Below are 23315 nucleotides of genomic sequence, written 5' to 3' on the forward strand. Positions count from 1 at the left end.
GAAGGTTATCGGCAACCTCCACCGGGACTTGAGAACTTTCAGAACAGATTTTCGAGATCTGTGCTATAGGCTTTGCTGACCTTCTCAGACATGGATTTCAGTTGCTGGATCATGCTGGTCAGCTTGCGCGCATAGTTTGGATCGGTCGCGTAGCCGGCATTCTGCAATGCCTGAGCGCCCTGCTCTGGCGTAGCGGCCTGGGTCACGGCGGTGTAGCGCGGATTCCGGCTCAACAGCCCGACATAATCCGACAACGCTTCCAGATACGAGCTATAGACGCGGAATTTGGCTTTCACCTTCACCGCCGCACCATTTTCATATTCGGTGGTGGTGATTTCCGTGGTCGGCCCCTTCCAGCTGGAGGTGGCCTTCACGCCAAAGATGTTGAAGCTCGGCTCGCCGTTCTCCCTGCGGATCTGACGTTGACCCCAGCCCGACTCCAGCGCCGCCTGCGCCAGAATCAGATGGTGCGGCACGCCACTCTCTTCACTGGCAAGACGCGCTGGCAGAGAGAGCTGCGCCAGGAAGTCTTTGCTGTCGCCAGAGAGCGGCTCGTCACGCGTTTCTGCTGGCTTCGGCATCGCCTTACGCACCATCTGCGTCAACGCCTGATTTTGATAACTGGTCACCTTTTCCAGATCAAACTTCAGCGGCACCTGCTGCGGGGTCTCTTCAGGCGGCAGCCCCTGAGCGGCTGCGGTCTGCTTCACAATCATGTCCGCCAGGCCAAGTCCCTTTCCGGCGGTCATTTGCTGGGCAATCTGCTGATCGTACATGCTGGTGTAAAGCCGCGTGGAATCGCTGCTGAACATGCCATCTTTCGGCAGGGTTTCACGCATGCTTTTCAACATCATCTGCACGAACATGCCTTCCACCTGACGGGCAACCGGGCGGATATTCGCCGCCGGATCCTTGCCCGCTTTGGTTTTCAGCTCGTTGAGCGACTGGGCATCCCAGGCGGCACTGGTCAACAGTTTGCTATCGGTCAGCATTTAGATGATTTCCAGTTTAGCGCGCAGGCAGCCTGCACTTTGCATGGATTGCAGAATGGACATCAGATCCATTGGCGTTGCACCCAGCGCGTTCAGGGCACGCACCACGCTGTTCAGGTTGGCGCTGGAACGCACGCTCTGCAACGAACCGCCGCTCTGACGCAGATCAATCTGCGTTTGCGGGGTCACTACCGTCTGACCACCACCAAACGGCGTATCCGGCTGGCTGACGTTGGCCGAACGGTTAACCGTGACGGAGAGATTACCCTGCGCCACGGCACAGCTGTCCAGCGTCACTTCGCGGTTCATCACCACCGAGCCGGTACGGGAGTTGATAATGACTTTCGCATCCTGCACCGGCACGTTCACTTCCATGTTCTGGATATCGGCCAGCATCCGCACCTGGTTACTGCTCCCGGTTGACGTGCGGATCTGCACGGTGCGGGCATCCAGCGCGGTGGCGCTGCCGTAGCCCCGGCTGCGGTTGATGGTGTCAGCGATCTGCTGCGCCATCGTAAAGTCTTCGTTATTCAGTTGCAGGTTAATGGTGTTACCGGTACCGAACTGGGTCGGCAGTTCACGTTCAATGATCGCGCCGTTGGTAATACGCCCGCCGTTCAGCTGGTTCACCTGCACGCTGCTGCCGCCCGCCGACGCGCCTGCCCCGCCAACCAGTATGTTGCCCTGCGCCAGGGCATACACCTGGCTGTCGACGCCTTTCAGCGGGGTCATCAGCAGCGTACCGCCGCGCAAACTTTTGGCGTTACCCATCGACGAGACAACCACGTCGATGGTCTGACCCTGACGCGCAAAGGCCGGATAAGACGCGGTCACCATCACGGCCGCCACGTTTTTCAGCTGCATGTTGGTCCCGGCCGGTACGGTAATACCGAGCTGAGAGAGCATGTTATTCAGACTCTGGGTAGTGAACGGCGTCTGGGTCGTCTGGTCACCCGTCCCATCCAGCCCCACCACCAGGCCGTAGCCAATCAGGGAGTTTTCACGCACGCCCTGCACGCTGGTGAGATCGCGAATGCGGTCCGCCTGCGCAACGGTTGCGACCAGCGTCAGTGCCACGGCGAAGAGAAATTTATACATAGGTCACCTCGCTTACATCGGCGATAAGTTAAGGAAGAAGCGTTGCAGCCAGCCCATATTTTGCGCTTCGTTGATGTAGCCGTTGCCGACGTACTCAATGCGCGCATCCGCCACCTGGGTGGACGGTACGGTGTTGGTGCCGCTGATGGTGCGAGGGTTAACCACACCGGAGAAGCGAATAAATTCCGTACCCTGGTTAATGGCGATCTGTTTTTCACCCACCACGTGCAGGTTGCCGTTCACCAGAACCTGGTCAACCGTTACCGTCAGCGTTCCGCTGAAGGTATTGCTGGCGTTCGCACCACCTTTACCGTTAAAGGTGTTGCCGCCAGAGGCTTCCACATCCGCACGGGCGTTGCCGAACAGCCCTTGCAGATAGCGCGGTACGGTGTCGAAGCCAAAATTGGTTTTGCCGTCGCGGCTGGCGTTCGCCGACGAGCTCTTGCTCGCACTGACGTTTTCCTGCAACACAATGGTCAGCGTATCGCCAACGTTACGCGGACGACGGTCTTCAAACAGCGGCTGATAACCGTAATTAATCGGCTGCGCGGTCTGGAAAATAGAGCCGTTCACCACCGGCGCGGGGCCGGGAACGGGTTGGGCGGTAGTCGCACCCTGTACCAATGGTTTAGACGGGATCCAGGCACACCCGCTGAGGGTGACGGCCAGAACAGTCAGGATCGGATAACGAAACGCCGCGTTTTTTTGCATTGCCTTCATCTTCGAAAACAGGGAGCCGGTGCGGGGTTTACCGCACCGGGCTACACCTTAAAGTTGCGTCAGTTTTTGCAGCATCTGGTCGGTCGTCGACACTGCTTTACTGTTAATTTCATAGGCGCGCTGAACCTGGATCATATTCACCAGCTCTTCCGCCACGTTGACGTTCGAGGTTTCCACATACCCCTGATACAGCAGCCCCGCCCCGTTCAGGCCCGGTGTACTTTCATTTGGCGTACCGGAAGATTGCGTTTCGGTGTAGAGATTCTCACCGATGCTTTCCAGGCCGGTATCGTTCATGAAGGTCGTCAGGTTGAGCTGGCCAACCTGGACCGGCGCGGCCTGCCCTTGCTGCGTGACGCTGACGATGCCGTCGCGGCCAATGGTGATGCTCAGTGCGTTCGCCGGGATGGTGATTGCAGGCTGAACCTGGAAGCCGCCCGCCGTCACCAACTGACCGTTCTGGTCCACCTGGAACGAACCGTCGCGAGTATAGGCAGAGGTTCCGTCAGGCAGTTGCACCTGGAAGAAACCCTGACCTTTAATGGCAACGTCTTTACTGTTGTTGGTCTGGGACAGGTTGCCCTGGCTGTGCAGACGCTCGGTGGCAACCGGGCGCACGCCAGTACCAATTTGCAGACCAGACGGCAGCGTGGTTTGCTCAGAAGACTGCGCTCCCGGCTGACGAATCGTTTGATAAAGCAAATCTTCGAAAACCGCACGCTGACGCTTGAAACCATTGGTGCTGACGTTTGCCAGGTTGTTGGCAATCACATCCATATTGGTTTGCTGTGCGTCCAGACCGGTTTTCGCGATCCATAAAGAACTGATCATAGGGAGTCCTGTTAACTCATAGCCAGAAGTTGGTTAGCCTTGCTCGCGTTTTCATCGACGCTGCTGATGATTTTCATCTGCATTTCGAAGCGGCGAGCGCTGGCGATCATGTCGGTCATGGCTTCCACCGGTTTGACGTTACTGCCTTCCAGCACGCCGGACATCACGCGGATGGTCGGGTCGGCCTGTAACGTAGCGCCACGCGTGGCCTGAGCCGCCTGGGTCAGACGAAACATCCCATCATCGCCACGCTGCACTTCATTGCCTTCCGCTTTCACCAGCTTCAGACGACCGACAGGCGCAACGGTGTTAGCCGGGTCACCCGGGTTTAACGCCGAGATCGTCCCGTCTGCCGCAATGGTCAGCTCTGACCCTTCCGGCACCGTCAACGGACCGGCTTCGCCCATCACCGGATGCCCCTGAATCGTCAGCTGCCCGGTGGCGCTTACCTGGATATTACCGTTGCGGGTATACCCTTCCCCGCCGTCAGCCGTTTGCACCGCCAGCCAGCCGTCCTGCTGAAGGGCAACGTCCAGCGGACGCGCGGTGTAATCCATCTGGCCTGGCGTCATGTCGGCGCCCGGCGTGGAGGCGGTGACCAGCGTACGCGTGGGCAATGACAGCCCTTCTACCGGCACTGCGCGCAGCGCGTTGAGCTGCGCACGAAAACCTGGCGTGGAGGCGTTCGCCAGGTTGCTGGCGGTAACAGCCTGCTGATTGAGCGTCTGGCTTGCTGCGCCCATCGCGGTATATATTGCGTGATCCATTGCGCTTTCCCGTCAGCTGCTTAACGCAGGTTAACCAGCGTGTTGAGGATCTGATCCTGGGTTTTGATGGTCTGCGCGTTGGACTGGTAGTTACGTTGCGCGACGATCATGTTCACCAGCTCTTTACTCAGATCGACGTTCGAGGCTTCCAGCGCGCCGTTGGTCAGCGTACCGAAGTTGCCGGAACCCGCAGTACCCAGCAGGGCAACACCGGAGGACTGCGTGGCAGACCAGACGTTATCCCCTTCGGATTTCAGGCCTTCGTTGTTGGCGAAGTTTGCCAGCACGATCTGGCCCAGCACCTGGGTCTGTTCGTTGGAGTAGTTACCGACAACGGTGCCGTCATCGTTGATCTGATAGCTCACCAGATCGCCCGGCTTATAACCGTTCTGGCTCGTCGCCACGATGTTGTTTGCACCGGTGTTTTGCTGCATGGAGTTGGCGAAGCTCATGGCAAACGTGGCTGGCGTCGCGCCCGGAACAGTACCCGTGGTGATATCAATACTCCCGCCCCCCGTCAGCACACCGCTCTCGTTAAAGGTCAGCGTGGTTTCTTCCGTCACCGCGCTTCCCGCCACGCTGCCGTCCTGCGAATACACCTTCCAGGAGTTGGCTGGCGTCGCGTTTTTGACATAGAACAGGTTCATGTTGTGCGCATTACCCTGGCTGTCAAACACCGTCACGGTGCCTTTCTTGTTGTAAGAGTCAGGGTTGGCCGGGTCGAAGGCGACGGTTGGCGCGGTATCGGTGGAGTTCAGGTTGATCTGCTGAGAGGCCGTCGTGGTGGACTTCGCCGCCATCAGCGTCGTTGGGATGGAGATCGCCTGCGGATTCGCACCGGTTTGCACCGTCGGCGGCGTGCCCGCAACCGGATAACCGGTTAACTGAAGCCCCTGCATGTTCACCAGGTTACGGTTTTCATCCAGCTTGAACTGGCCATTGCGGCTGTAGAACACGGAACCGTTGGCGTCCACCATACGGAAGAAACCGTTCTGGCTGATGGCGACGTCCAGACCGCGACCGGTGTTGGTGGTCGTCCCGTCGGTGAAGTCCTGGGTGATGCCCGCCACCTTCACGCCCAGGCCCACTTTAGAGCCTGCAAACATATCTGCAAAAGACGCAGAACCGGATTTAAAACCATAGGTCGCGGAGTTGGCGATGTTGTTGCCAATGACGTCCAGGTTGGTGGCCGCAGCATTCAGGCCGCTGACCGCTTGAGAAAAGGCCATGACTTACTCCTGATAAGTATGAAGGCTTAGATAATCTGCCGAACTTCGTCGAGTGTGGTGGTACCGGAGGTACCCAAATCCAGCTTGTTGCCATCGCTACCTTTGATGACCCCCTGAACCAGGGCAAACTGAAGCGGCTGAGCCACCAGCTGGGTCGTACCGCTGCTGGCGCTGATTGCCACGTTGTAAGAGCCGTTTGGCGCTTTCGTGCCGTCGGTCAGGCTGCCATCCCAGGTAAAGGTGTGGACGCCCGCTTTCAGCTCGCCGATATCAATGGTGCGTACCACTGCCCCCGTAGCGTCAGTGATGGTTGCGGTGACTTTGTCGGCTGGCTGCTGCAACTCAACGCCAAACGGCGTGGTGGTGGTGGTTGAGGTGCCATCGGTGGTGCTGGTGCCCGCCAGAATCGTGGTCCCCGGGATCATCACCCCGTGACCAATCAGGTTGGCGGCCTGCAAGGACTGGCTATTATCGATTTGACCGGAGACAGAGCCGAGGGTGGTGTTCAGTTTCTCAATGCCGCTGACGGTACTGATCTGCGCAAGCTGCGTGGTCAGTTCGTTGTTCTGCATCGGGTTGGTCGGATCCTGATTTTTCAGCTGCGCCACCAGCAGGGTCAGAAAGCTGCTCTGTAAATCGGAGGCATTACTCCCGGTAAGGGAGCTGGAACCGGTCGCACTGCTGGTGCTGTTGACGCCGGTATTTGTCGGGTCATTCACGTTTACGGCGATGGACATGCGTGTCTCCTTTACTGGCCGAGAGTGAGTGTTTTGAGCATCATGCTCTTCACGGTATTAAGCACTTCGACGTTTGCCTGGTAGCTGCGTGACGCAGACATGGAGTTCACCATCTCCCCGACCACATCCACGTTCGGCATTTTCACGTAACCGCTGGCATCCGCGAGCGGGTTGCCTGGCTCGTAAACCAGCTTGTCGGGCGCCTGGCTCTCAACCACATCCGCCACTTTTACGCCGCCCGTTGCCGCACCCGGAGCGGCATCAACCTGGAAGACGACCTGCTTAGCGCGATACGGTTGTCCGTCAGGGCCGGTCACGCTGTCGGCGTTGGCCAGGTTACTGGCTGCCACGTTCAGTCGTTTGGACTGCGCCGTTAATGCCGAACCGGCGATATCAAAAATATTCAGCAAGGCCATTTACTAATTGCCCCCCTGTAGGACGGTCATCATGCCTTTGATTTGCCCGCCGAGTAGCGTCAGGCCTGTCTGGTATTGCAGGCTGTTATCGGCAAACTGTGTGCGCTCCCGGTCCATGTCGACGGTGTTGCCATCAAGCGAGGGTTGATCGGGAATACGGTAAAGTAAGTCGGTCGCAGGCGCGGTCATCGCCTGAGCGGGAATATGACGTGAAGATGTCAGGGCCAGTGAGACACCCGTTCCTTCGGCACGTCCACGCTCCATCACTTTTTTGAGTTCACTGGAAAAATCAATATCGCGCGCCTGATACCCGGGGGTATCCGCGTTGGCAATATTGGCGGCTAAAATCTCCTGCCGCTGGGCGCGTAAATTGAGCGCTTCCTGCTGAAAACGTAACGCGGCGTCGAGTTTATCGAGCATGTCTCCTCCGCTGATGAGAAAATTTCAGTTCACAGCTTAAATCTCAAGGCGTCTCCCTTATCGACGGAATAAGCGCAAAATGCGTCGCTATTTGTTGCGTTGATGGAAAACCACTGCGGGTAGAATTTGCTTAATTCTGGACATGGTGGAACGTGCGATGCGGACTTTTAAACGTGGCCTGGCGGCGACCCTACTGCTTTTAAGCCCTCTGGTGCAGGCGGAGGGGTTAGAGGACCAGCTCAATACATTTTTTGCGCAGAAGCTGGCCGGTTTTAGTGATGACGTACGCGTGACCGTGCGCACTCCGCCCAACCTTTACCCTTCCTGCGAAGCCCCGTCATTTAGCGTGACCGGCACTACCCGGCTATGGGGCAACGTGAACGTGCTGGCGCGGTGCGCCAATGAAAAACGCTATTTACAGGTTGCGGTTCAGGCGACGGGCAATTATGTTGTCGCCGCCGTTCCAATTCCGCGGGGCAGCCTGCTGCAACCTGACAGCGTAACGCTGAAGCGAGGCCGCCTGGATCAGCTTCCACCGCGAACGATGCTGGATATTAACCAGGCGCAGGAGGCGATGAGCCTGCGCGATGTCGCCCCTGGACAGGCGATACAGCTCTCCATGCTGCGTCAGGCGTGGCGAGTGAAAGCGGGTCAACAGGTGATGGTGGTCGCCAATGGCGAAGGCTTTAGTATCAACAGCGAAGGAAAAGCACTGAATAATGCCGCAGTGGCGCAAAATGCCCGGGTCAGAATGTCCTCAGGCCAGGTGGTCAGCGGCACGGTCGGTCCTGATGGGAATATTCTGATTAACCTGTAATCTTTTTAAAGATTTCGCGGCGACTGCCGATAAATATTCAACAAATGATGATGTCAGGCGCAAACGCCGCGAACCCTCGATGAGGACAACACTATGAGCATTGATCGTACATCAGCCCTGAAGCCGGTTAGCACTGTACAACCTCGCGAAACGAATGAGGCTGCCCCGCAAAAAACGCGTCTGGAAAAAACGTCGACGGCTAACAGCACCAGCGTCACGCTGAGCGATGCGCAGTCGAAGCTGATGCAGCCAGGCAGCAGCGATATCAACATGGAACGTGTTGAAGCGCTGAAAACGGCTATCCGTAACGGCGAACTGAAAATGGATACCAGCAAAATCGCTGATGCGCTGATTCAGGACGCACAGAGTTTCCTCCAGAGTAACTAACCGTATGAGTCGACTGTCAGAAATACTGGATCAGATGACGGTGGTCCTGAACGACCTGAAAACGGTGATGGATGCAGAACAGCACCACCTCTCTTCTGGTCAACTCAACGGCAGCGCGTTGCAACGCATTACTGAAGATAAAAGCTCGCTGCTGGCGACCCTGGATTATCTGGAAAAACAGCGACGCGCTGAGCAAGACGCGAAACGCAGCGCCAATGATGAGATCAATGAACGCTGGCAGACCATTACAGAAAAAACCCAGCATCTTCGCGATCTCAACCAGCACAACGGCTGGCTGCTGGAAGGTCAGATTATCCGTAATCAGCAGGCGCTTGAAGTGTTAAAGCCCTATAAAGAGCCGGGGCTGTACGGTGCGGATGGTCAGACGGCCACGGCACGTATCACGGGCGGGAAAAAGATTTCGATTTGACGCAGTAGCGGCACGTCATAAAACGGGGAGCACCTTTTGGTGAACTCCCCTTTTGGCGTTTATACCATGCGGCGGGTGAACTCTTTCACCTTGAAGCCAAGCACCGCCAGCGTGGCAAAGTACGCCACCACACCGACGGCCACCACGGCCATCAGACGCATCAGGCGATAAGGCATGGTGCCCTGCGCCCAGTCAGGCATGACATACAACATGCCAACCAGCGCTGCCGCCATCACCACTACCGCAATCACCAGACGCAGCAGGAAGCTTGCCCAGCCCGGCTGCGGTGTGAAGATATCCTGCTTACGCAGTTGCCAGTACAGCAGCCCGGCGTTCAGACAGGCCGCCAGACCAATCGACAATGACAGACCCGCGTGTTTCAGCGGTCCGATAAACGCCAGGTTCATCAGCTGCGTCATGATCAGCGTCACAATGGCAATCTTAACCGGCGTTTTAATGTCCTGACGTGAATAGAAGCCCGGCGCCAGCACCTTCACGACAATCAGCCCCATCAGCCCCACCGAGTAGGCCACCAGCGCACGCTGGGTCATGGCGGCATCAAAGGCGGTGAATTTCCCATACTGGAACAGCGACACCGTCAGCGGTTTCGCCAGGATCCCCATCGCCACCGCGCTTGGCAGCGCCAGCAGAAAACAGAGACGCAGGCCCCAGTCCATCAGGCGACAGTATTCGTCATGGTTGCCGCTGGCGAAACTTTTCGACAGGGACGGCAGCAGAATAGTCCCCAGCGCCACGCCCAGCACCCCGGACGGAAACTCCATCAAACGGTCGGCGTAGTACATCCAGGACACCGAGCCAGACACCAGGAAAGAGGCGAAGATGGTATTGATGATGAGCGAGATCTGGCTGACGGACACGCCGAGTATCGCCGGTCCCATCTGTTTAATAACGCGCATTGCGCCCGCATCTTTGAAATTAATGCGCGGCAGAACCAGCATGCCGATCTTTTTCAGGTGCGGAAGCTGATAAGCAAGCTGTAACACCCCGCCGACGGTCACGGCCCAGGCCAGTGCCAGCACCGGTGGGTTAAAATGCGGCGCGGCGAACAGCGCAAAACCAATCATGCTGACGTTGAGGAACGTGGGGGCAAAGGCCGGAACGGAGAAGCGGTTCCAGGTATTCAGGATGGCCCCCACCAGCGACGCCAGTGAAATCAGCAGGATATAGGGGAAGGTGATACGCAGCAGTTGCGTGGTCAGGGCAAATTTATCCGCCGTGTCCGCAAAACCCGGCGCCGTCACCATGATCACCCAGGGTGCTGCCAGCATCCCCAGAACGGTCACGATCGCCAGCGCCAGCGTCAGTAATCCGGAAACGTAGGCCACAAAGACGCGGGTGGCATCTTCGCCCTGTTTGCTTTTATATTCCGCGAGGATCGGGACAAATGCCTGCGAGAAGGCCCCTTCGGCAAAAATACGACGCAACAGGTTCGGCAGCTTAAACGCGACGAAAAAGGCGTCAGTCGCCATCCCTGCACCAAATACCCTTGCCACAATGGCATCGCGCGCAAAGCCAAGCACGCGGGAAAACATGGTCATCGAGCTGACGGCCGCCAGCGATTTTAATAAGTTCATTAACGTGAAGTTCCACAACCCTACGGATTTGTAGGCCAGGTAAGCGAAAGCGCCACCCGGCAAAGCCAACAAGCGGCGCTTAGTCTAACCGGATTTCAACGAATTACTATCGGCAGATGTAACAGTGAATTATTCGCTCATGGCTTCCCGCCAGAGTCGTTCCACGATGCGCTGCGCCAGAATAGCCTGCTCCCCGGACGTTTCAGGAACTGTCTGATTCTGCACGCAGGTGATGAAGTGACGTGCGCAGCCCACAAAACCACGCTGCTCCAGCGTGCTCTGCCAGCCGGGAACGGGTAACGCGACCACGCCGCTGCCCTTCTCTTCCCGCCACTCTCGCATATCGGTAACGTCATACAGCGCCCCATCCGTTACGGCCTGCACGGACTCGCGCTGGCTGCCCGCCCGACGATGCATGCTGGTTGTTACCTGCAAATGCTCAACGGCAAAATGATGTTCGGCATAGACCATCTCACCCTGCTCGTTGGTCAGCAGCGTGCCGCTTTGCAGCTGTGCATGTCCGTTACTCAGCCACAGGGCCGTATCCACGACGTGCAGATAATCATCCAGCAGCGTGAAGCGCAGATCGTTCGGCCCCACGCTGTCGGTACGGTGCTTATCCATACGCAGAGAGGCAAACGAGCCGGACCGGGCCTTAAGCTGCTGGTAGAGCGGCGCAAAACGGCGGTTGAAACCGACCATCAGCGTCAGCTTTTTCCGCGCGGCCAGCTCAATCAGACGTTCTGCATCCTGCACATTCTCCGCCAGGGGTTTATCCACGCAGACGTGAACGCCCGCATTCATTAACTCGCTCACGACCTGGTAGTGCGTCGCGGTTGAGGTATGCACAAACACCGCATCACATTCACGGGCTAAATCCTGAAGCGAACCGGCATAAGGGATGCGCCAGGTTTTACAGATACGCTCTGCTTTCTCGCGGGTGGGCGACCACGCCCCTTGCAGCGTCCAGTCTGACGCTGCGCCTAAAACGGGCAGCCAGGCTTTTTGCGCAATCCCCCCCAGCCCCACGACACCTATACGTAATGTTGTCACGATTAATCTCCAAGATGTGCGAGTAACGCATCCAGACGCTGCTTCAGCCCGGCAACCTCGTCTTCCAGCGCGGCCACGCGCGCGGTCAGGCTGTCGTTTGACGCTGCCGTATCGGATTCTGCGGCCAGCGCAGAGGGCTCCACGTCGCCGCTAAACAGGTGCATATAGCGGCTTTCACGCTTGCCCGGCTCGCGGGCCAGACGGACGACGTAAGGACCGTCCTCGCGCGTGGCCAGCCCCTCCAGGGTCTGCTCAACGTCCTGCATATCCTGAAATTCATGCATGCGGGAGGCGCGGGTGCGCAGTTCGCCCGGCGTCTGGGCGCCGCGCAGCAGCAGCGTGGTGATAACCGCCACTTCTGCGGCGCTCAGTTTTAAATCGCCAAATTCAGAATTACAAAAGCGCTGTTCATATTTAGTGACGCGATTACCGAAACCGCTGACGGTGCGCAGGTAGTGGCGCTTCACCAGCTCATCAAGGATATCCTGCACTTCGTGTTCGCCCAGGTTCATCACCGGCTCACGGTTTGTCTTCTGGTTGCAGGCCATCGTGACGGCATTCACGGACAGAGGATACTGTTCCGGCGTCGTGACCTGCTTTTCCAGCAGGCAGCCGATCACGCGCGCTTCGGCGCCATTTAACTGATATTTCATTTTTTTCTCCTTAACGACCCGCGGTCCAGTCCTGCGTGGTGAGCGCGGTGAGCACATGGTCCCGCCACTCGCCGTCAATCAGCAGATAATCTTTGGCATAGCCCTCTTTCTCAAACCCCAGGCGGGCCAGCAGATCGCCGCTACGCTTATTGTGCGGCATGTAGTTCGCCATAATGCGATGGATATGTTGCGTGCGCTGCATGTAGCGAATCGCCGTCGTCAGCGCTTCAAACATAAGCCCCTGCCCCTGCCATTTCTGGCCGATGGAATACCCGAGATAGCAGGCGTGAAACGACCCGCGTACCACGTTTGAAAAATTGGCAATGCCAACGATCTCTTTCTCTTCCGGATCGAGAAGCGCGAAATAAAACGCACTTCCCTGTTTGTGAAATTCCGCAATCATACTGAGGCGCGCCTGCCAGCCGGAGGGGTAGCAGTGGCTCTCGTCCCGAACGGGTTCCCAGGGTTTTAAAAACTGGCGATTCTCGGCGTAATAATCCGCCAGACGCCAGGCATCACGCTCATGCACCAGACGAACGACCAGCCTGTCCGTCGTCAGACGCACTTTTGGCACATTACTGCGATAGCCAAACATCGATACCACTCCTTCCCGTCGCTTCTGCTCTGCCTGTTAGCTTTACTATACCTGCGCCGGTGCCTTCTGTGAAAACAGTGACATACCATTTTGATCGCTTTTCACATTTTTCGATGAGAACTCTCTATCAAAGCACCTTTTTGATAAAAAAATATTGTCTCCAGCGGGTATGGGAAAAAGCGTGGCGACACCGCAGAATGTTAGCGTGCTCACCTTTTATTTTCCCTGGAGGGAAAATGTCCCGCGTATCACAGGCCAGGAGCCTGGGTAAATATTTCCTGCTCATCGATAACATGCTGGTCGTACTCGGCTTTTTTGTCGTTTTTCCGCTTATATCGATTCGTTTTGTCGATCAAATGGGCTGGGCGGCGTTGATGGTCGGGATCGCGCTGGGCTTACGCCAGTTTGTACAACAGGGTCTGGGCGTGTTTGGCGGCGCAATAGCCGATCGCTTCGGCGCGAAACCGATGATCGTCACCGGCATGCTGTTACGTGCGGCGGGGTTCGCCACCATGGCCATCGCTCATGAACCCTGGCTACTGTGGTTCTCCTGTTTCCTTTCCGGAATTGGCGGCACCCTTTTCGACCCACCGCGTACCGCGCTGGTGGTGAAGCTTATCCGTCCGCAACACCGGGGCCGCTTCTTCTCAATTTTGATGATGCAGGACAGCGCCGGTGCGGTCGTGGGCGCCCTGCTGGGAAGCTGGCTGCTGCAATACGATTTCCGTCTGGTCTGTGCCACCGGCGCGGTACTGTTTATTCTCTGCGCGCTGTTTAACGGTCTGTTCCTCCCGGCGTGGAAGCTGTCGACGGTTAAAGCGCCAGTGCGGGAAGGGCTTGACCGCGTGCTGAGCGATAAACGCTTCGTCACGTATGTGTTAACGCTGACCGGGTACTACATGCTCGCCGTGCAGGTCATGCTGATGCTGCCGATTATGGTTAACGATATTGCAGGCACACCCGCAGCGGTGAAATGGATGTATGCCATTGAAGCCTGCCTCTCTCTGACCCTGCTCTATCCAATTGCCCGCTGGAGCGAGCGCCGCTTCCGGCTTGAGCACCGTCTGATGGCCGGACTGCTGCTGATGACGCTGAGCATGATGCCCATCGGTCTGGTGAGTTCGCTTCAGCAACTGTTTATGCTGATCTGCACCTTCTATATTGGTTCAATCATTGCCGAGCCAGCCCGTGAAACGCTGAGCGCGTCACTTGCCGACGCCCGGGCCCGTGGCAGCTACATGGGGTTCAGCCGTCTCGGACTGGCGCTTGGCGGCGCACTGGGTTATACCGGTGGCGGCTGGCTGTTCGATGCCGGAAAAGCGCTTCATCAGCCGGAACTGCCGTGGGTCATGCTCGGCATGGTCGGCTTTATGACGCTGATTGCCCTCTGGTGGCAGTTCAGTGATAAACGCAGCACCCGTGGGATGCTGGAGCCTGGCGCATAGCCTCCTTTCACTATCAGTTTTTTCTGCTGGTTTCTGTAGGATCACCCTGACATACTGGCGTATCAGGACAGATGCGCCGATTTTATGTTGAGGAACGCCATGAAAAAGATCGTTATTGCCGCTGCGTTAATTGTCAGTGGTCTGCTGGTGGGTTGTAATCAGCTTACGCAGTACACCGTCAGTGAGCAGGAAATTAATCAGGCGCTGGAAAAACATAATAACTTTTCAAAAGATATCGGCGTACCCGGCCTTGCGGATGCGCATATCGTCCTGACGAATCTCGCCAGCCAGATTGGACGCGAAGAGCCGAACAAAGTCACCCTTTCCGGCGATGCCAGCCTGGACATGACCTCGCTCTTCGGCAATCAGAAAGCGGACATCAAGCTGAAGCTCAAGGCACTGCCGGTGTTCAATAAAGAGAAAGGGGCAATTTTCCTGCAAGAGATGGAAATCGTTGATGCAGTTGTGACGCCGGATAAAATGAAACCGGTGCTGCAAACGCTGATGCCTTATCTCAACCAGTCGTTGCAGAACTACTTTAACCAACAGCCTGCCTATGTTCTGAGCGAAGACAAGAGCAAAGGCGAATCTCTGGCGAAAAAATATGCCAAAGGGATAGAGGTGAAACCGGGTGAAATCATCATTCCTTTCACCGACTAAACATGACGGGCGCTGAGGCGCCCGTTTTTTTTAACGGAATAGTGTGCAAACGAAAACGTTTCCGCTTATGATTTGTGTCCGGCAAAAACAGCCATCTTATGACTGATCCCTTTCAAGCCGGAGCTTCCATGACTGTACAATCCCAGGTTCTCAAAATCCGCCGCCCAGACGACTGGCACATCCATCTTCGTGATGGCGACATGCTGAAAACCGTCGTGTCTTATACCAGCGAAATTTACGGCCGTGCGATTGTTATGCCTAACCTGGTTCCGCCAGTCACTACCGTCGAGGCCGCGATTGCCTATCGCCAGCGTATCCTTGATGCCGTTCCGGCCGGGCACGATTTTACCCCATTAATGACCTGCTACCTGACGGACTCGCTGGATCCCAATGAGGTTGAGCGCGGGTTTAACGAAGGTGTGTTCACCGCCGCGAAGCTCTACCCGGCGAATGCCACCACCAACTCCAGCCATGGGGTGACCAGCATCGACGCCATCATGCCCGTCCTGGAGCGTATGCAAAAACTGGGAATGCCGCTGCTGGTGCACGGGGAAGTGACCCACGCTGACATTGATATTTTCGATCGCGAAGCCCGTTTTATTGAAACGGTCATGGAGCCGCTGCGCCAGCGTCTGCCGGGGCTGAAAGTGGTGTTTGAACACATTACGACCAAAGATGCCGCAGAGTATGTCCGGGATGGCAATGAGCTGATTGCCGCCACCATTACCCCGCAGCACCTGATGTTTAACCGTAACCACATGCTGGTGGGCGGTGTTCGTCCACATCTGTATTGTCTGCCGATCCTCAAGCGCAATATTCACCAGCAGGCGTTGCGTGAGCTGGTTGCCAGCGGCTTCCCTCGCGCGTTTCTCGGCACGGATTCCGCCCCGCATGCCCGTCACCGTAAAGAGGCGAGCTGCGGCTGTGCAGGCTGCTTTAACGCGCCGACCGCCCTGGCAAGTTACGCAACCGTGTTTGAAGAGATGAATGCGTTAGACCATTTCGAAGCCTTCTGCTCCCTCAACGGCCCGCGTTTCTACGGTCTGCCCGTCAATGACACGTTCATTGAGCTGGAGCGTAAAGACAGCCAGGTTGAAGCATCGATTGCACTTACCGATGATACGCTGATCCCCTTCCTGGCCGGTGAAACCGTAAGCTGGTCGGTAAAACGCTAAAAAAATCATCCCCCCTGTTGCCAAACAGACAAGATAACTGTATAAATAAACAGTATATTACACAGGGGGCATTTATGCGTATTGAAGTCACCATTGCCAAAACCACCGTCCTGCCTGCTGGCGCACTCGACGCTCTGGCAGGTGAGCTATCCCGACGTATTAACAGCACTTTTCCTGAAAACGATGGCGCCGTAACGGTACGTTATGCGACGGCAAACCATCTTTCCGTCATCGGTGGCGCGAAAGAAGATAAAGAACGCATCAGCGAAATTTTGCAGGAAACATGGGAAAGCGCCGACGACTGGTTCATCACTGATTAATATTTGCTCCCTCATTGTGTTTTTTTGCCGGGTCGCCCCGGCTTTTTTTCGTTTCGTCTTCTGAAAGTTCAAATTATTTCAGCATCTTCTTAGAAAATCGTGAACAAGATGGCGTTTTATTGTTCGAACAATCCTAAAAAGCAGAAAAATGTGTTGCTACCCGTTTATTTTTTCCTTCTTAACCCTTATTAATTGATATACTGAAATTGCTTTCAGAAAAACATGCATTGAACCTCAAAGTCGTTGTCTTCTAACACGCATTAAGGGGGTTATAATGGAAAAGAATAGTGATGTCATCCAGACCCATCCGCTCGTTGGCTGGGATATCAGCACCGTAGACAGCTACGATGCGCTGATGCTGCGTTTGCACTACCAGACCCCAAATCAGCAAAACCGTGATGAAGCGGAAGTTGGACAGACGCTGTGGCTTACAACAGACGTCGCCCGTCAGTTTATCTCTATTTTGGAAGCAGGCATTGCAAAAATAGAATCTGGCGACTATCAGGAAAATGAGTATAAACGGCATTAACCCTTATGCCCCTTTTGACTCAACAGGCACCCTCGCGGTGCCTTATTTATTTCGTTCTTGTATAAGCCCCCATAGTTAATTACTCTGCTAACAAAGCGTTAGTAAAGAGAAGCCTATGAAATACGATTTGATCATTATCGGAAGCGGCTCCGTAGGATCTGCCGCCGGTTATTACGCAACGCAGGCGGGCCTGAAAGTGCTGATGATTGATGCCCACCTCCCTCCCCACTCTGAAGGAAGCCATCACGGCGATACCCGTCTGATCCGTCACGCTTACGGTGAAGGTGAACGTTATGTACCGCTGGTGCTTCGGGCTCAGACGCTGTGGGATGAGCTGGCCGCACTCACCGAAGAACGCATTTTTGAGCGCACCGGGATCATTAACCTTGGTCCAGCCAACTCCACGTTTCTGGCGACCGTCGAGGAGAGCGCGAAAGCCTACCACCTGGACGTCGAGCGTCTGGATGCGAACGGCATCATGGCGCGCTGGCCGGAAATTTCTGTCCCGGAAGACTACATTGGATTGTTTGAAGCCAATTCCGGGGTACTGCACAGCGAAACGGCCATTAAAACCTGGATTGATCTCGCCGCTAAAGCGGGCTGCGCGCAGTTGTTCAACTGTCCGGTCACGGGCATCACCCACCATGCGGAAGGTTCCACCGTCACCACGTCTGAGGGGGAATATACCGCCACGCGCCTGCTGGTGAGTGCGGGAACGTGGGTGACGAAACTGCTGCCGGACCTGCCCATTCAGCCGGTGCGCAAAGTCTTCTCATGGTTCCAGTCGGACGGGCGTTACAGCAGCCAGAACAAATTCCCGGCGTTTACCGGCGAGTTACCCAATGGCGATCAGTTCTACGGTTTCCCCTCTGAAAAAGACGCGCTCAAGATTGGCAAACATAACGGCGGACAGGTCATTTCCTCCGCGGAAGAACGCAAGCCATACGGCGCTTATGCGCAGGATGGTTCCGAAGCCTTCACGTTCCTGCGTAATATCCTGCCAGGCGTAGGCGGGTTGCTTTACGGCGCAGCGTGCACCTACGACAACACGCCGGATGAAGACTTTATCATCGACACCCTGCCCGGGCACGACAACATTCTGCTTGTAACCGGGCTTAGTGGTCACGGGTTTAAATTTGCCTCGGTGTTAGGGGAAATCGCCGCCCAGTTTGCTCAGGGGATCACGCCTTCGTTTGATCTCAAGCCCTTCGCGCTCTCGCGCTTTAACCGATAATACCGCTCCAGGCTCCGAATAACCGGAGCCTGTTTAGCGAGAGAGGCGAGATGCGCAGACTGGTGAATTACCTTATCAATAACATCCGCGAGCATTTCATGCTCTACATTGTCCTTTGGTCGCTGCTGGCGATCATTGATGTCATTTATATTGTATTCTTCTGAAAAACCTCACTGACATTTATTGACATTCCTTTAAACTTATTTAACCTATATTTTTTAAAAAACGTCACCTCAAATTTATTGAACGAAGCGATTGAAATACATTGCGGAAAAACATTCAAATTCGCTGAAATAAATTAAATAAAAAACATTATTCATTTTTTTCAGTTGCATTATTTATTTAATCCGGCCATTTTTATTGCTCAGTCATTTGAGAACGGAAATTCATATGCAATGGCGTAACTCCTCCAGCCGCTACGGAATAATATCCATGTGTTTACACTGGCTATTTGCACTTGCCGTCTATGCCATGTTTGGTCTCGGCCTCTGGATGGTGACATTAAGCTATTATGACGGTTGGTATCATCAGGCCCCCGAATTGCACAAAAGCATTGGGGTTCTGCTGATGATGGGTCTGGTTTTTCGCGTGATCTGGCGACATGTCTCTCCGCCTCCTTCCGCGCCCAAAAGCCATGGCCGACTTACCCGCCTGGGCGCTGTTGGCGCACATCTCGCACTCTATGCCCTGCTGTTCGCCATTCTGATCAGCGGCTATCTCATTTCGACCGCAGACGGCAAACCGATCAGCGTGTTTGGGCTTTTTGACGTCCCTGCCACGCTGGCTGACGCCGGTTCACAGGCTGATACCGCCGGTGTGGTTCATCTGTGGCTGGCATGGAGCGTAGTGGTCCTGTCTGTCCTGCATGGCCTTGCGGCCCTGAAACACCACTTTATTGATAAAGACGATACGCTGAAGCGCATGCTAGGCCGTTCGTCAGTTGACTCTGGAGCATAAAATGAAAAAACGCCTGTTGGGTATCGCATTAGGTTCGCTGCTATTTACCACCGGTTCGGCCATTGCCGCTGACTATAAAATTGATAAGGAGGGTCAGCATGCCTTCGTCAATTTCCGTATTCAGCATCTGGGTTACAGCTGGTTATATGGCACATTCAATGATTTCGATGGCACATTTACTTTCGACGAGAAAAACCCTGCTGCCGATAAAGTGAACGTCACCATTAATACCAACAGCGTCGATACTAACCACGCCGAGCGTGATAAACATCTGCGCAGCGCTGAATTCCTGAACGTGGGTAAATTCCCGCAAGCTACTTTCGCGTCGACAGAAGTGAAGAAAGACGGTGATAAGCTCGCTATTACCGGTAACCTGACGCTGAACGGCGTGACGAAACCGGTCACACTCGATGCCAAATTAATGGGACAGGGCGACGATCCGTGGGGTGGCAAACGTGCTGGCTTTGAAGCCGCAGGCAAAATTCATCTGAAAGATTTTAATATCACCACCGATTTAGGCCCGGCATCGCAGGATGTGGAGTTGATTATTTCGGTGGAAGGCGTTCAGCAGAAATCATAAAACAGGCCCGGCAGGCTTTCGCGCCGCCGGGCAGTGTTTTACTCGGGGTCCGGAATACCCAGTTTGGTATTCAGTCGGCCCCGGGATTTATTAAAGATCTTGTTCCCGTTCTCGCGCCCGGCACGGCGGCGACGTTGCTCTTCTTCTGGCAAGATACTCTCTTCACTGCACAGCTCGCTACAGCAGCCATTAAATTTCTCGGCACATGCAGGGCACTGAATAAACAGCAGATGACACCCGTCGTTTTTGCAGTTGGTATGCGTGTCGCACGGCGTACCGCACTGGTGGCAGTGCGCGATCACGTCCTCGGAAATTCGCTCGCCCATACGCTCATCAAAAACAAAGTTCTTACCGATAAAACGCACCGGTAAACCCTGCTCACGAGCGCGGCGGGCATATTCAATGATCCCACCCTCAATGTGCCAGACTTTATTAAAACCGTTGTGCTTCATCCAGGCGCTGGCTTTTTCGCAGCGGATCCCCCCGGTGCAGTACATCACGATCTTTTTGTCTTTATGCTCCTGCATCATCTCAACGGCTTTCGGCAGTTGTTCGCGGAAGGTATCGGCAGGAATTTCCATCGCATTTTCGAAGTGCCCCACTTCATATTCGTAGTGGTTACGCATATCGATGAACACCGCATCCGGATCGTCGAGCATGGCGTTCACTTCAGCGGCCTTGAGGTACTCCCCCACATTCGCGGCATTGAAGCTCGGATCGTCAATACCATCCGCCACAATACGCTCACGCACTTTCATGCGCAGCACCCAGAATGATTTGCCGTCATCATCCAGCGCAATGTTCAGGCGTAAGCCGTTAAGCGCCGGATCAAATCCGTAGAGGAGTTCGCGAAAGGCGCTGACTTTGCTTTCCGGCACGCTGATTTGCGCGTTAATCCCCTCACGCGCCAGATAGACGCGGCCAAACACATTCAGGGCGGTGAATGCCTGGTAAAGCGCATCGCGGGTCGCCTGTGGATCGTCGATGGTGAAATATTTATAGAAAGAGATTGTCGTGCGCGGTTCGGTTTCGGCCAACATACGCGCTTTCAACATCTCATTCGAAACGCGGTTGTGTAACACTGGCATGGTGTACAAGTCCTGCAATCGTTGAGAAATAAAAATCGGTCGGCATCATATAGCAAACAAAGACAATTTACATCCACACAATTTACGCTACATTTCAGTCAATCTGATAAATCATACTTAACAGTTGCCTGTTCTTTCAGGTTTCGATGACAGACATTTTGGCTATGCCCTAAAAAATGAGACAATAGCCCTTCAGGACGTTAGAACACAGGACAGACATGACCCAGTTACCGAAATTTACTGCCGCGCTTTTGCACCCCCGCTATTGGTTAACATGGTCAGGCATTGGCTTGTTGTGGCTTATTGTACAGCTGCCTTATCCCGTCATTTTCCGCATGGGTAAAGGGCTGGGCCGCATTGCTCAACAGGTTATGAAACGTCGCGCCAGGATCGCCTACCGCAACCTTGAGCTTTGCTTTCCTCATATGAGCGAATCTGAGCGCCACGACATGGTGGTTAAAAACTTCGAATCGGTCGGCATGGGGCTGATGGAGACCGGTATGGCCTGGTTCTGGTCGGATAAGCGCATGGCGCGCTGGACGGAAGTGGCCGGGACCGGCATGGATCCGGTGCATACTCTTCAGGCCAACCAGACTGGCGTCCTGCTGATTGGCGTTCATTTCCTGACGCTCGAAATTGGCGCGCGGATGTTCGGCATGCAGGCGCCGGGTATTGGCGTTTATCGTCCTAACGATAATCCGGTAATCGATTTGATCCAGACCAACGGACGCATGCGCTCTAATAAAAGCATGATCGACCGCAAAGACCTGAAAGGGATGATCCGCGCCCTGAAATCAGGTGAAGTGGTCTGGTATGCCCCGGATCATGACTATGGCCCGCAATCCAGCGTGTTTGTTCCGTTCTTTGCGGTGGACGATGCCGCGACGACGACCGGGACCTGGATGCTGGCGCGAATGTCCAAAGCGGCTATCGTGCCGTTTGTACCGCGCCGTAAACCAGACGGTTCAGGCTATCAGCTCATCATGCTGGAGCCGGAACTCGCGCCACCGCTGATTGATGCGGAAACCACCGCGCGGTGGATGAACGGCATTGTCGAGAAATGCATTATGCTCGCCCCGGAGCAGTACATGTGGCTGCATCGCCGCTTCAAAACCCGGCCTCAGGGCGTCCCTTCCCGGTATTAATCTGCATGCGGCCTTCCGGGCCGCATGTTGTTTTAGCTTTAAAAGCTCCCCGTCATTGCGGCAATCATACCCCAGGCGCATAATTAGCAGGCTTATTACCTCACTGTTTACGGTGCCCTGCACCTCATTATGCGGATAGTTATGTCCCCCACAGATGCCCCCATAAACTGGAAACGTAACCTGACGGTTGCGTGGCTGGGTTGTTTTCTTACTGGCGCCGCCTTTAGCCTGGTGATGCCCTTCCTGCCCCTCTACGTTGAACAGCTCGGCGTCACCGGCCATAGCGCACTGAATATGTGGTCCGGGCTGGTGTTCAGCATTACGTTCCTGTTCTCCGCCATTGCGTCGCCGTTCTGGGGTGGGCTGGCGGATCGTAAAGGCCGCAAAATTATGCTGCTGCGCTCCGCGCTCGGCATGGCGATCATTATGCTGTTGATGGGGGTGGCGCAGAACGTCTGGCAGTTCCTGATATTACGCGCACTCCTGGGCCTGCTCGGGGGATTTATCCCTAACGCCAACGCCCTGATCGCCACCCAAATCCCGCGCCAGAAAAGCGGCTGGGCGTTGGGCACGCTCTCCACTGGCGGTGTCAGCGGCGCATTGCTGGGTCCGCTGGCAGGCGGGCTGCTGGCCGACCACTACGGGCTTCGGCCGGTATTCTTCATAACCGCCAGCGTGCTATTCCTCTGTTTCCTCGTGACGCTTATCTGCATCCGCGAGCATTTCACGCCCGTGGCCAAAAAAGAGATGCTGCACGCCCGTGATGTGCTGGCTTCGCTGAAAAACCCAAAGCTGGTGCTGAGCCTGTTTGTAACCACCATGATTATTCAGGTGGCCACCGGTTCAATCGCGCCGATACTGACGCTCTATGTCCGCGACCTGGCCGGCAACGTCAACAATATCGCCTTTATCAGCGGTCTGATCGCCTCTGTTCCCGGCGTGGCCGCGCTGCTGAGCGCGCCGCGGCTCGGCAAGCTGGGAGATCGTATTGGCCCGGAAAAAATCCTGATCTGCGCCCTGATCGTCTCCGTCCTGCTGCTGATCCCCATGGCGATGGTGCAGACTCCGTGGCAGCTTGGCGTCCTGCGCTTCCTGCTGGGGGCTGCGGATGGCGCACTGCTTCCGGCTGTACAGACGCTGCTGGTCTATAACTCCACCAACCAGATAGCCGGACGTATTTTCAGCTACAACCAGTCGTTTCGCGATCTGGGTAACGTCACCGGACCGCTGGTCGGCGCGGGGATTTCGGCCAGTTTCGGTTTCCGGGCGGTCTTCATCGTGACGGCAGGCGTTGTGCTGTTCAACGCCGTTTATTCCTGGCTCAGTTTATCCCGGGCGTTACGCCCGGGGCGCATAACACAACATCGTGACGGCTAATTTACGCATTCATACTTGCAAAATCATATAATCAGCTATTCTTTCCCTGAATACCTTCACGAAAA

General features: G+C 55.5%; 28 protein-coding genes. 14 read left to right on the forward strand and 14 right to left on the reverse strand.

Annotation, left to right across the window (positions count from 1 at the left end; all coding sequences use genetic code 11):
- Nucleotides 1-38 precede the first annotated feature (38 nt).
- From flgJ to flgB, 9 genes are read right to left on the reverse strand one after another with little or no spacing between them, the layout of a single operon-like run.
- Nucleotides 39-992 (reverse strand): flagellar assembly peptidoglycan hydrolase FlgJ, encoded by a 954-nt coding sequence (gene flgJ, locus BH712_RS05530; protein WP_006809260.1) that lies wholly within the window; start codon nt 990-992, stop codon nt 39-41.
- The gene (locus tag BH712_RS05535) at nt 993-2090 is read right to left on the reverse strand and encodes a flagellar basal body P-ring protein FlgI (RefSeq protein ID WP_006809261.1); all 1098 of its coding nucleotides are present in this window, start codon (nt 2088-2090) and stop codon (nt 993-995) included.
- A 12-nt stretch (nt 2091-2102) separates the two neighbouring features.
- Complete coding sequence (gene flgH / locus BH712_RS05540) at nt 2103-2801, reverse strand: flagellar basal body L-ring protein FlgH (protein WP_003857987.1); 699 nt, start codon at nt 2799-2801, stop codon at nt 2103-2105.
- A 57-nt stretch (nt 2802-2858) separates the two neighbouring features.
- Nucleotides 2859-3641 carry a flagellar basal-body rod protein FlgG gene (gene flgG, locus BH712_RS05545; protein ID WP_000625853.1) on the reverse strand — a complete coding sequence of 261 codons (783 nt, stop codon included), beginning with the start codon at nt 3639-3641 and terminating at the stop codon, nt 2859-2861.
- An 11-nt stretch (nt 3642-3652) separates the two neighbouring features.
- A complete protein-coding gene (locus BH712_RS05550) occupies nt 3653-4408 on the reverse strand; it encodes a flagellar basal body rod protein FlgF (protein WP_006809263.1) in 756 nt (251 codons plus the stop codon).
- Between the two features lie 20 nt (nt 4409-4428).
- Nucleotides 4429-5637, reverse strand: coding sequence for a flagellar hook protein FlgE (gene flgE / locus BH712_RS05555; RefSeq protein ID WP_006809264.1), 1209 nt, complete (start codon nt 5635-5637; stop codon nt 4429-4431).
- A gap of 26 nt (nt 5638-5663) precedes the next feature.
- A complete protein-coding gene (gene flgD / locus BH712_RS05560) occupies nt 5664-6374 on the reverse strand; it encodes a flagellar hook assembly protein FlgD (RefSeq protein WP_006809265.1) in 711 nt (236 codons plus the stop codon).
- An 11-nt stretch (nt 6375-6385) separates the two neighbouring features.
- Complete coding sequence (flgC, locus tag BH712_RS05565; protein ID WP_003857997.1) at nt 6386-6790, reverse strand: flagellar basal body rod protein FlgC; 405 nt, start codon at nt 6788-6790, stop codon at nt 6386-6388.
- Between the two features lie 3 nt (nt 6791-6793).
- The gene (gene flgB / locus BH712_RS05570; protein WP_006809266.1) at nt 6794-7210 is read right to left on the reverse strand and encodes a flagellar basal body rod protein FlgB; all 417 of its coding nucleotides are present in this window, start codon (nt 7208-7210) and stop codon (nt 6794-6796) included.
- Between the two features lie 157 nt (nt 7211-7367).
- Between flgB and flgA the strand changes: the two genes are divergently transcribed.
- The 3 genes from flgA to flgN all read left to right on the forward strand — a co-directional run bounded on the left by flgA (nt 7368) and on the right by flgN (nt 8844).
- Nucleotides 7368-8027 (forward strand): flagellar basal body P-ring formation chaperone FlgA, encoded by a 660-nt coding sequence (flgA, locus tag BH712_RS05575; RefSeq protein WP_032673742.1) that lies wholly within the window; start codon nt 7368-7370, stop codon nt 8025-8027.
- A 93-nt stretch (nt 8028-8120) separates the two neighbouring features.
- Nucleotides 8121-8414, forward strand: coding sequence for a flagellar biosynthesis anti-sigma factor FlgM (gene flgM / locus BH712_RS05580; RefSeq protein WP_003858002.1), 294 nt, complete (start codon nt 8121-8123; stop codon nt 8412-8414).
- A 4-nt stretch (nt 8415-8418) separates the two neighbouring features.
- The gene (gene flgN / locus BH712_RS05585) at nt 8419-8844 is read left to right on the forward strand and encodes a flagella biosynthesis chaperone FlgN (RefSeq protein WP_006809268.1); all 426 of its coding nucleotides are present in this window, start codon (nt 8419-8421) and stop codon (nt 8842-8844) included.
- 59 nt (nt 8845-8903) lie between these two features.
- Here flgN and murJ read toward each other — a convergent pair whose 3' ends face one another.
- From murJ to rimJ, 4 genes are all read right to left on the reverse strand, one after another.
- Nucleotides 8904-10439 (reverse strand): murein biosynthesis integral membrane protein MurJ, encoded by a 1536-nt coding sequence (murJ, locus tag BH712_RS05590; RefSeq protein ID WP_032673540.1) that lies wholly within the window; start codon nt 10437-10439, stop codon nt 8904-8906.
- Nucleotides 10440-10568: 129 nt separating this feature from the next.
- On the reverse strand, nt 10569-11492 hold the full coding sequence (locus BH712_RS05595; RefSeq protein ID WP_032673541.1) for a Gfo/Idh/MocA family protein: 924 nt from the start codon (nt 11490-11492) through the stop codon (nt 10569-10571).
- Between the two features lie 2 nt (nt 11493-11494).
- Entirely contained in the window at nt 11495-12145 is a 651-nt protein-coding gene (locus BH712_RS05600) for a YceH family protein (RefSeq protein ID WP_006809271.1), read from the reverse strand.
- 10 nt (nt 12146-12155) lie between these two features.
- On the reverse strand, nt 12156-12740 hold the full coding sequence (gene rimJ, locus BH712_RS05605) for a ribosomal protein S5-alanine N-acetyltransferase (protein ID WP_006809272.1): 585 nt from the start codon (nt 12738-12740) through the stop codon (nt 12156-12158).
- A 236-nt stretch (nt 12741-12976) separates the two neighbouring features.
- Between rimJ and mdtH the strand changes: the two genes are divergently transcribed.
- From mdtH to BH712_RS05650, 9 genes are all read left to right on the forward strand, one after another.
- Nucleotides 12977-14185, forward strand: a complete 1209-nt coding sequence (gene mdtH / locus BH712_RS05610) for a multidrug efflux MFS transporter MdtH (RefSeq protein WP_006809273.1) — start codon at nt 12977-12979, stop codon at nt 14183-14185.
- A gap of 99 nt (nt 14186-14284) precedes the next feature.
- Nucleotides 14285-14845 carry a lipoprotein gene (locus BH712_RS05615; protein ID WP_023305855.1) on the forward strand — a complete coding sequence of 187 codons (561 nt, stop codon included), beginning with the start codon at nt 14285-14287 and terminating at the stop codon, nt 14843-14845.
- Nucleotides 14846-14973: 128 nt separating this feature from the next.
- A complete protein-coding gene (pyrC, locus tag BH712_RS05620; protein ID WP_032673542.1) occupies nt 14974-16020 on the forward strand; it encodes a dihydroorotase in 1047 nt (348 codons plus the stop codon).
- A 74-nt stretch (nt 16021-16094) separates the two neighbouring features.
- A complete protein-coding gene (gene dinI / locus BH712_RS05625) occupies nt 16095-16340 on the forward strand; it encodes a DNA damage-inducible protein I (protein WP_006809276.1) in 246 nt (81 codons plus the stop codon).
- Nucleotides 16341-16614: 274 nt separating this feature from the next.
- Complete coding sequence (bssS, locus tag BH712_RS05630) at nt 16615-16869, forward strand: biofilm formation regulator BssS (RefSeq protein WP_006809277.1); 255 nt, start codon at nt 16615-16617, stop codon at nt 16867-16869.
- A gap of 115 nt (nt 16870-16984) precedes the next feature.
- Entirely contained in the window at nt 16985-18103 is a 1119-nt protein-coding gene (gene solA / locus BH712_RS05635; RefSeq protein ID WP_006809278.1) for an N-methyl-L-tryptophan oxidase, read from the forward strand.
- 50 nt (nt 18104-18153) lie between these two features.
- Nucleotides 18154-18267, forward strand: coding sequence for a YceO family protein (locus tag BH712_RS05640; protein ID WP_003858014.1), 114 nt, complete (start codon nt 18154-18156; stop codon nt 18265-18267).
- Between the two features lie 226 nt (nt 18268-18493).
- Nucleotides 18494-19060 carry a cytochrome b gene (locus tag BH712_RS05645; protein ID WP_006809279.1) on the forward strand — a complete coding sequence of 189 codons (567 nt, stop codon included), beginning with the start codon at nt 18494-18496 and terminating at the stop codon, nt 19058-19060.
- A gap of 1 nt (nt 19061) precedes the next feature.
- On the forward strand, nt 19062-19640 hold the full coding sequence (locus BH712_RS05650; protein ID WP_006809280.1) for a YceI family protein: 579 nt from the start codon (nt 19062-19064) through the stop codon (nt 19638-19640).
- 38 nt (nt 19641-19678) lie between these two features.
- Here the strand turns inward: BH712_RS05650 and trhO are convergent, their stop codons facing one another.
- On the reverse strand, nt 19679-20728 hold the full coding sequence (gene trhO, locus BH712_RS05655) for an oxygen-dependent tRNA uridine(34) hydroxylase TrhO (protein ID WP_006809281.1): 1050 nt from the start codon (nt 20726-20728) through the stop codon (nt 19679-19681).
- 218 nt (nt 20729-20946) lie between these two features.
- Here trhO and BH712_RS05660 point away from each other — a divergent pair, with 218 nt between their 5' ends.
- Both BH712_RS05660 and mdtG read left to right on the forward strand, forming a co-directional pair.
- Entirely contained in the window at nt 20947-21873 is a 927-nt protein-coding gene (locus BH712_RS05660) for a Kdo(2)-lipid IV(A) acyltransferase (protein ID WP_006809282.1), read from the forward strand.
- A 141-nt stretch (nt 21874-22014) separates the two neighbouring features.
- Nucleotides 22015-23250 (forward strand): multidrug efflux MFS transporter MdtG, encoded by a 1236-nt coding sequence (mdtG, locus tag BH712_RS05665; protein ID WP_032673543.1) that lies wholly within the window; start codon nt 22015-22017, stop codon nt 23248-23250.
- Nucleotides 23251-23315: the final 65 nt, after the last annotated feature.

The organism is Enterobacter hormaechei ATCC 49162 (assembly GCF_001875655.1).
GTDB lineage: Bacteria > Pseudomonadota > Gammaproteobacteria > Enterobacterales > Enterobacteriaceae > Enterobacter > Enterobacter hormaechei.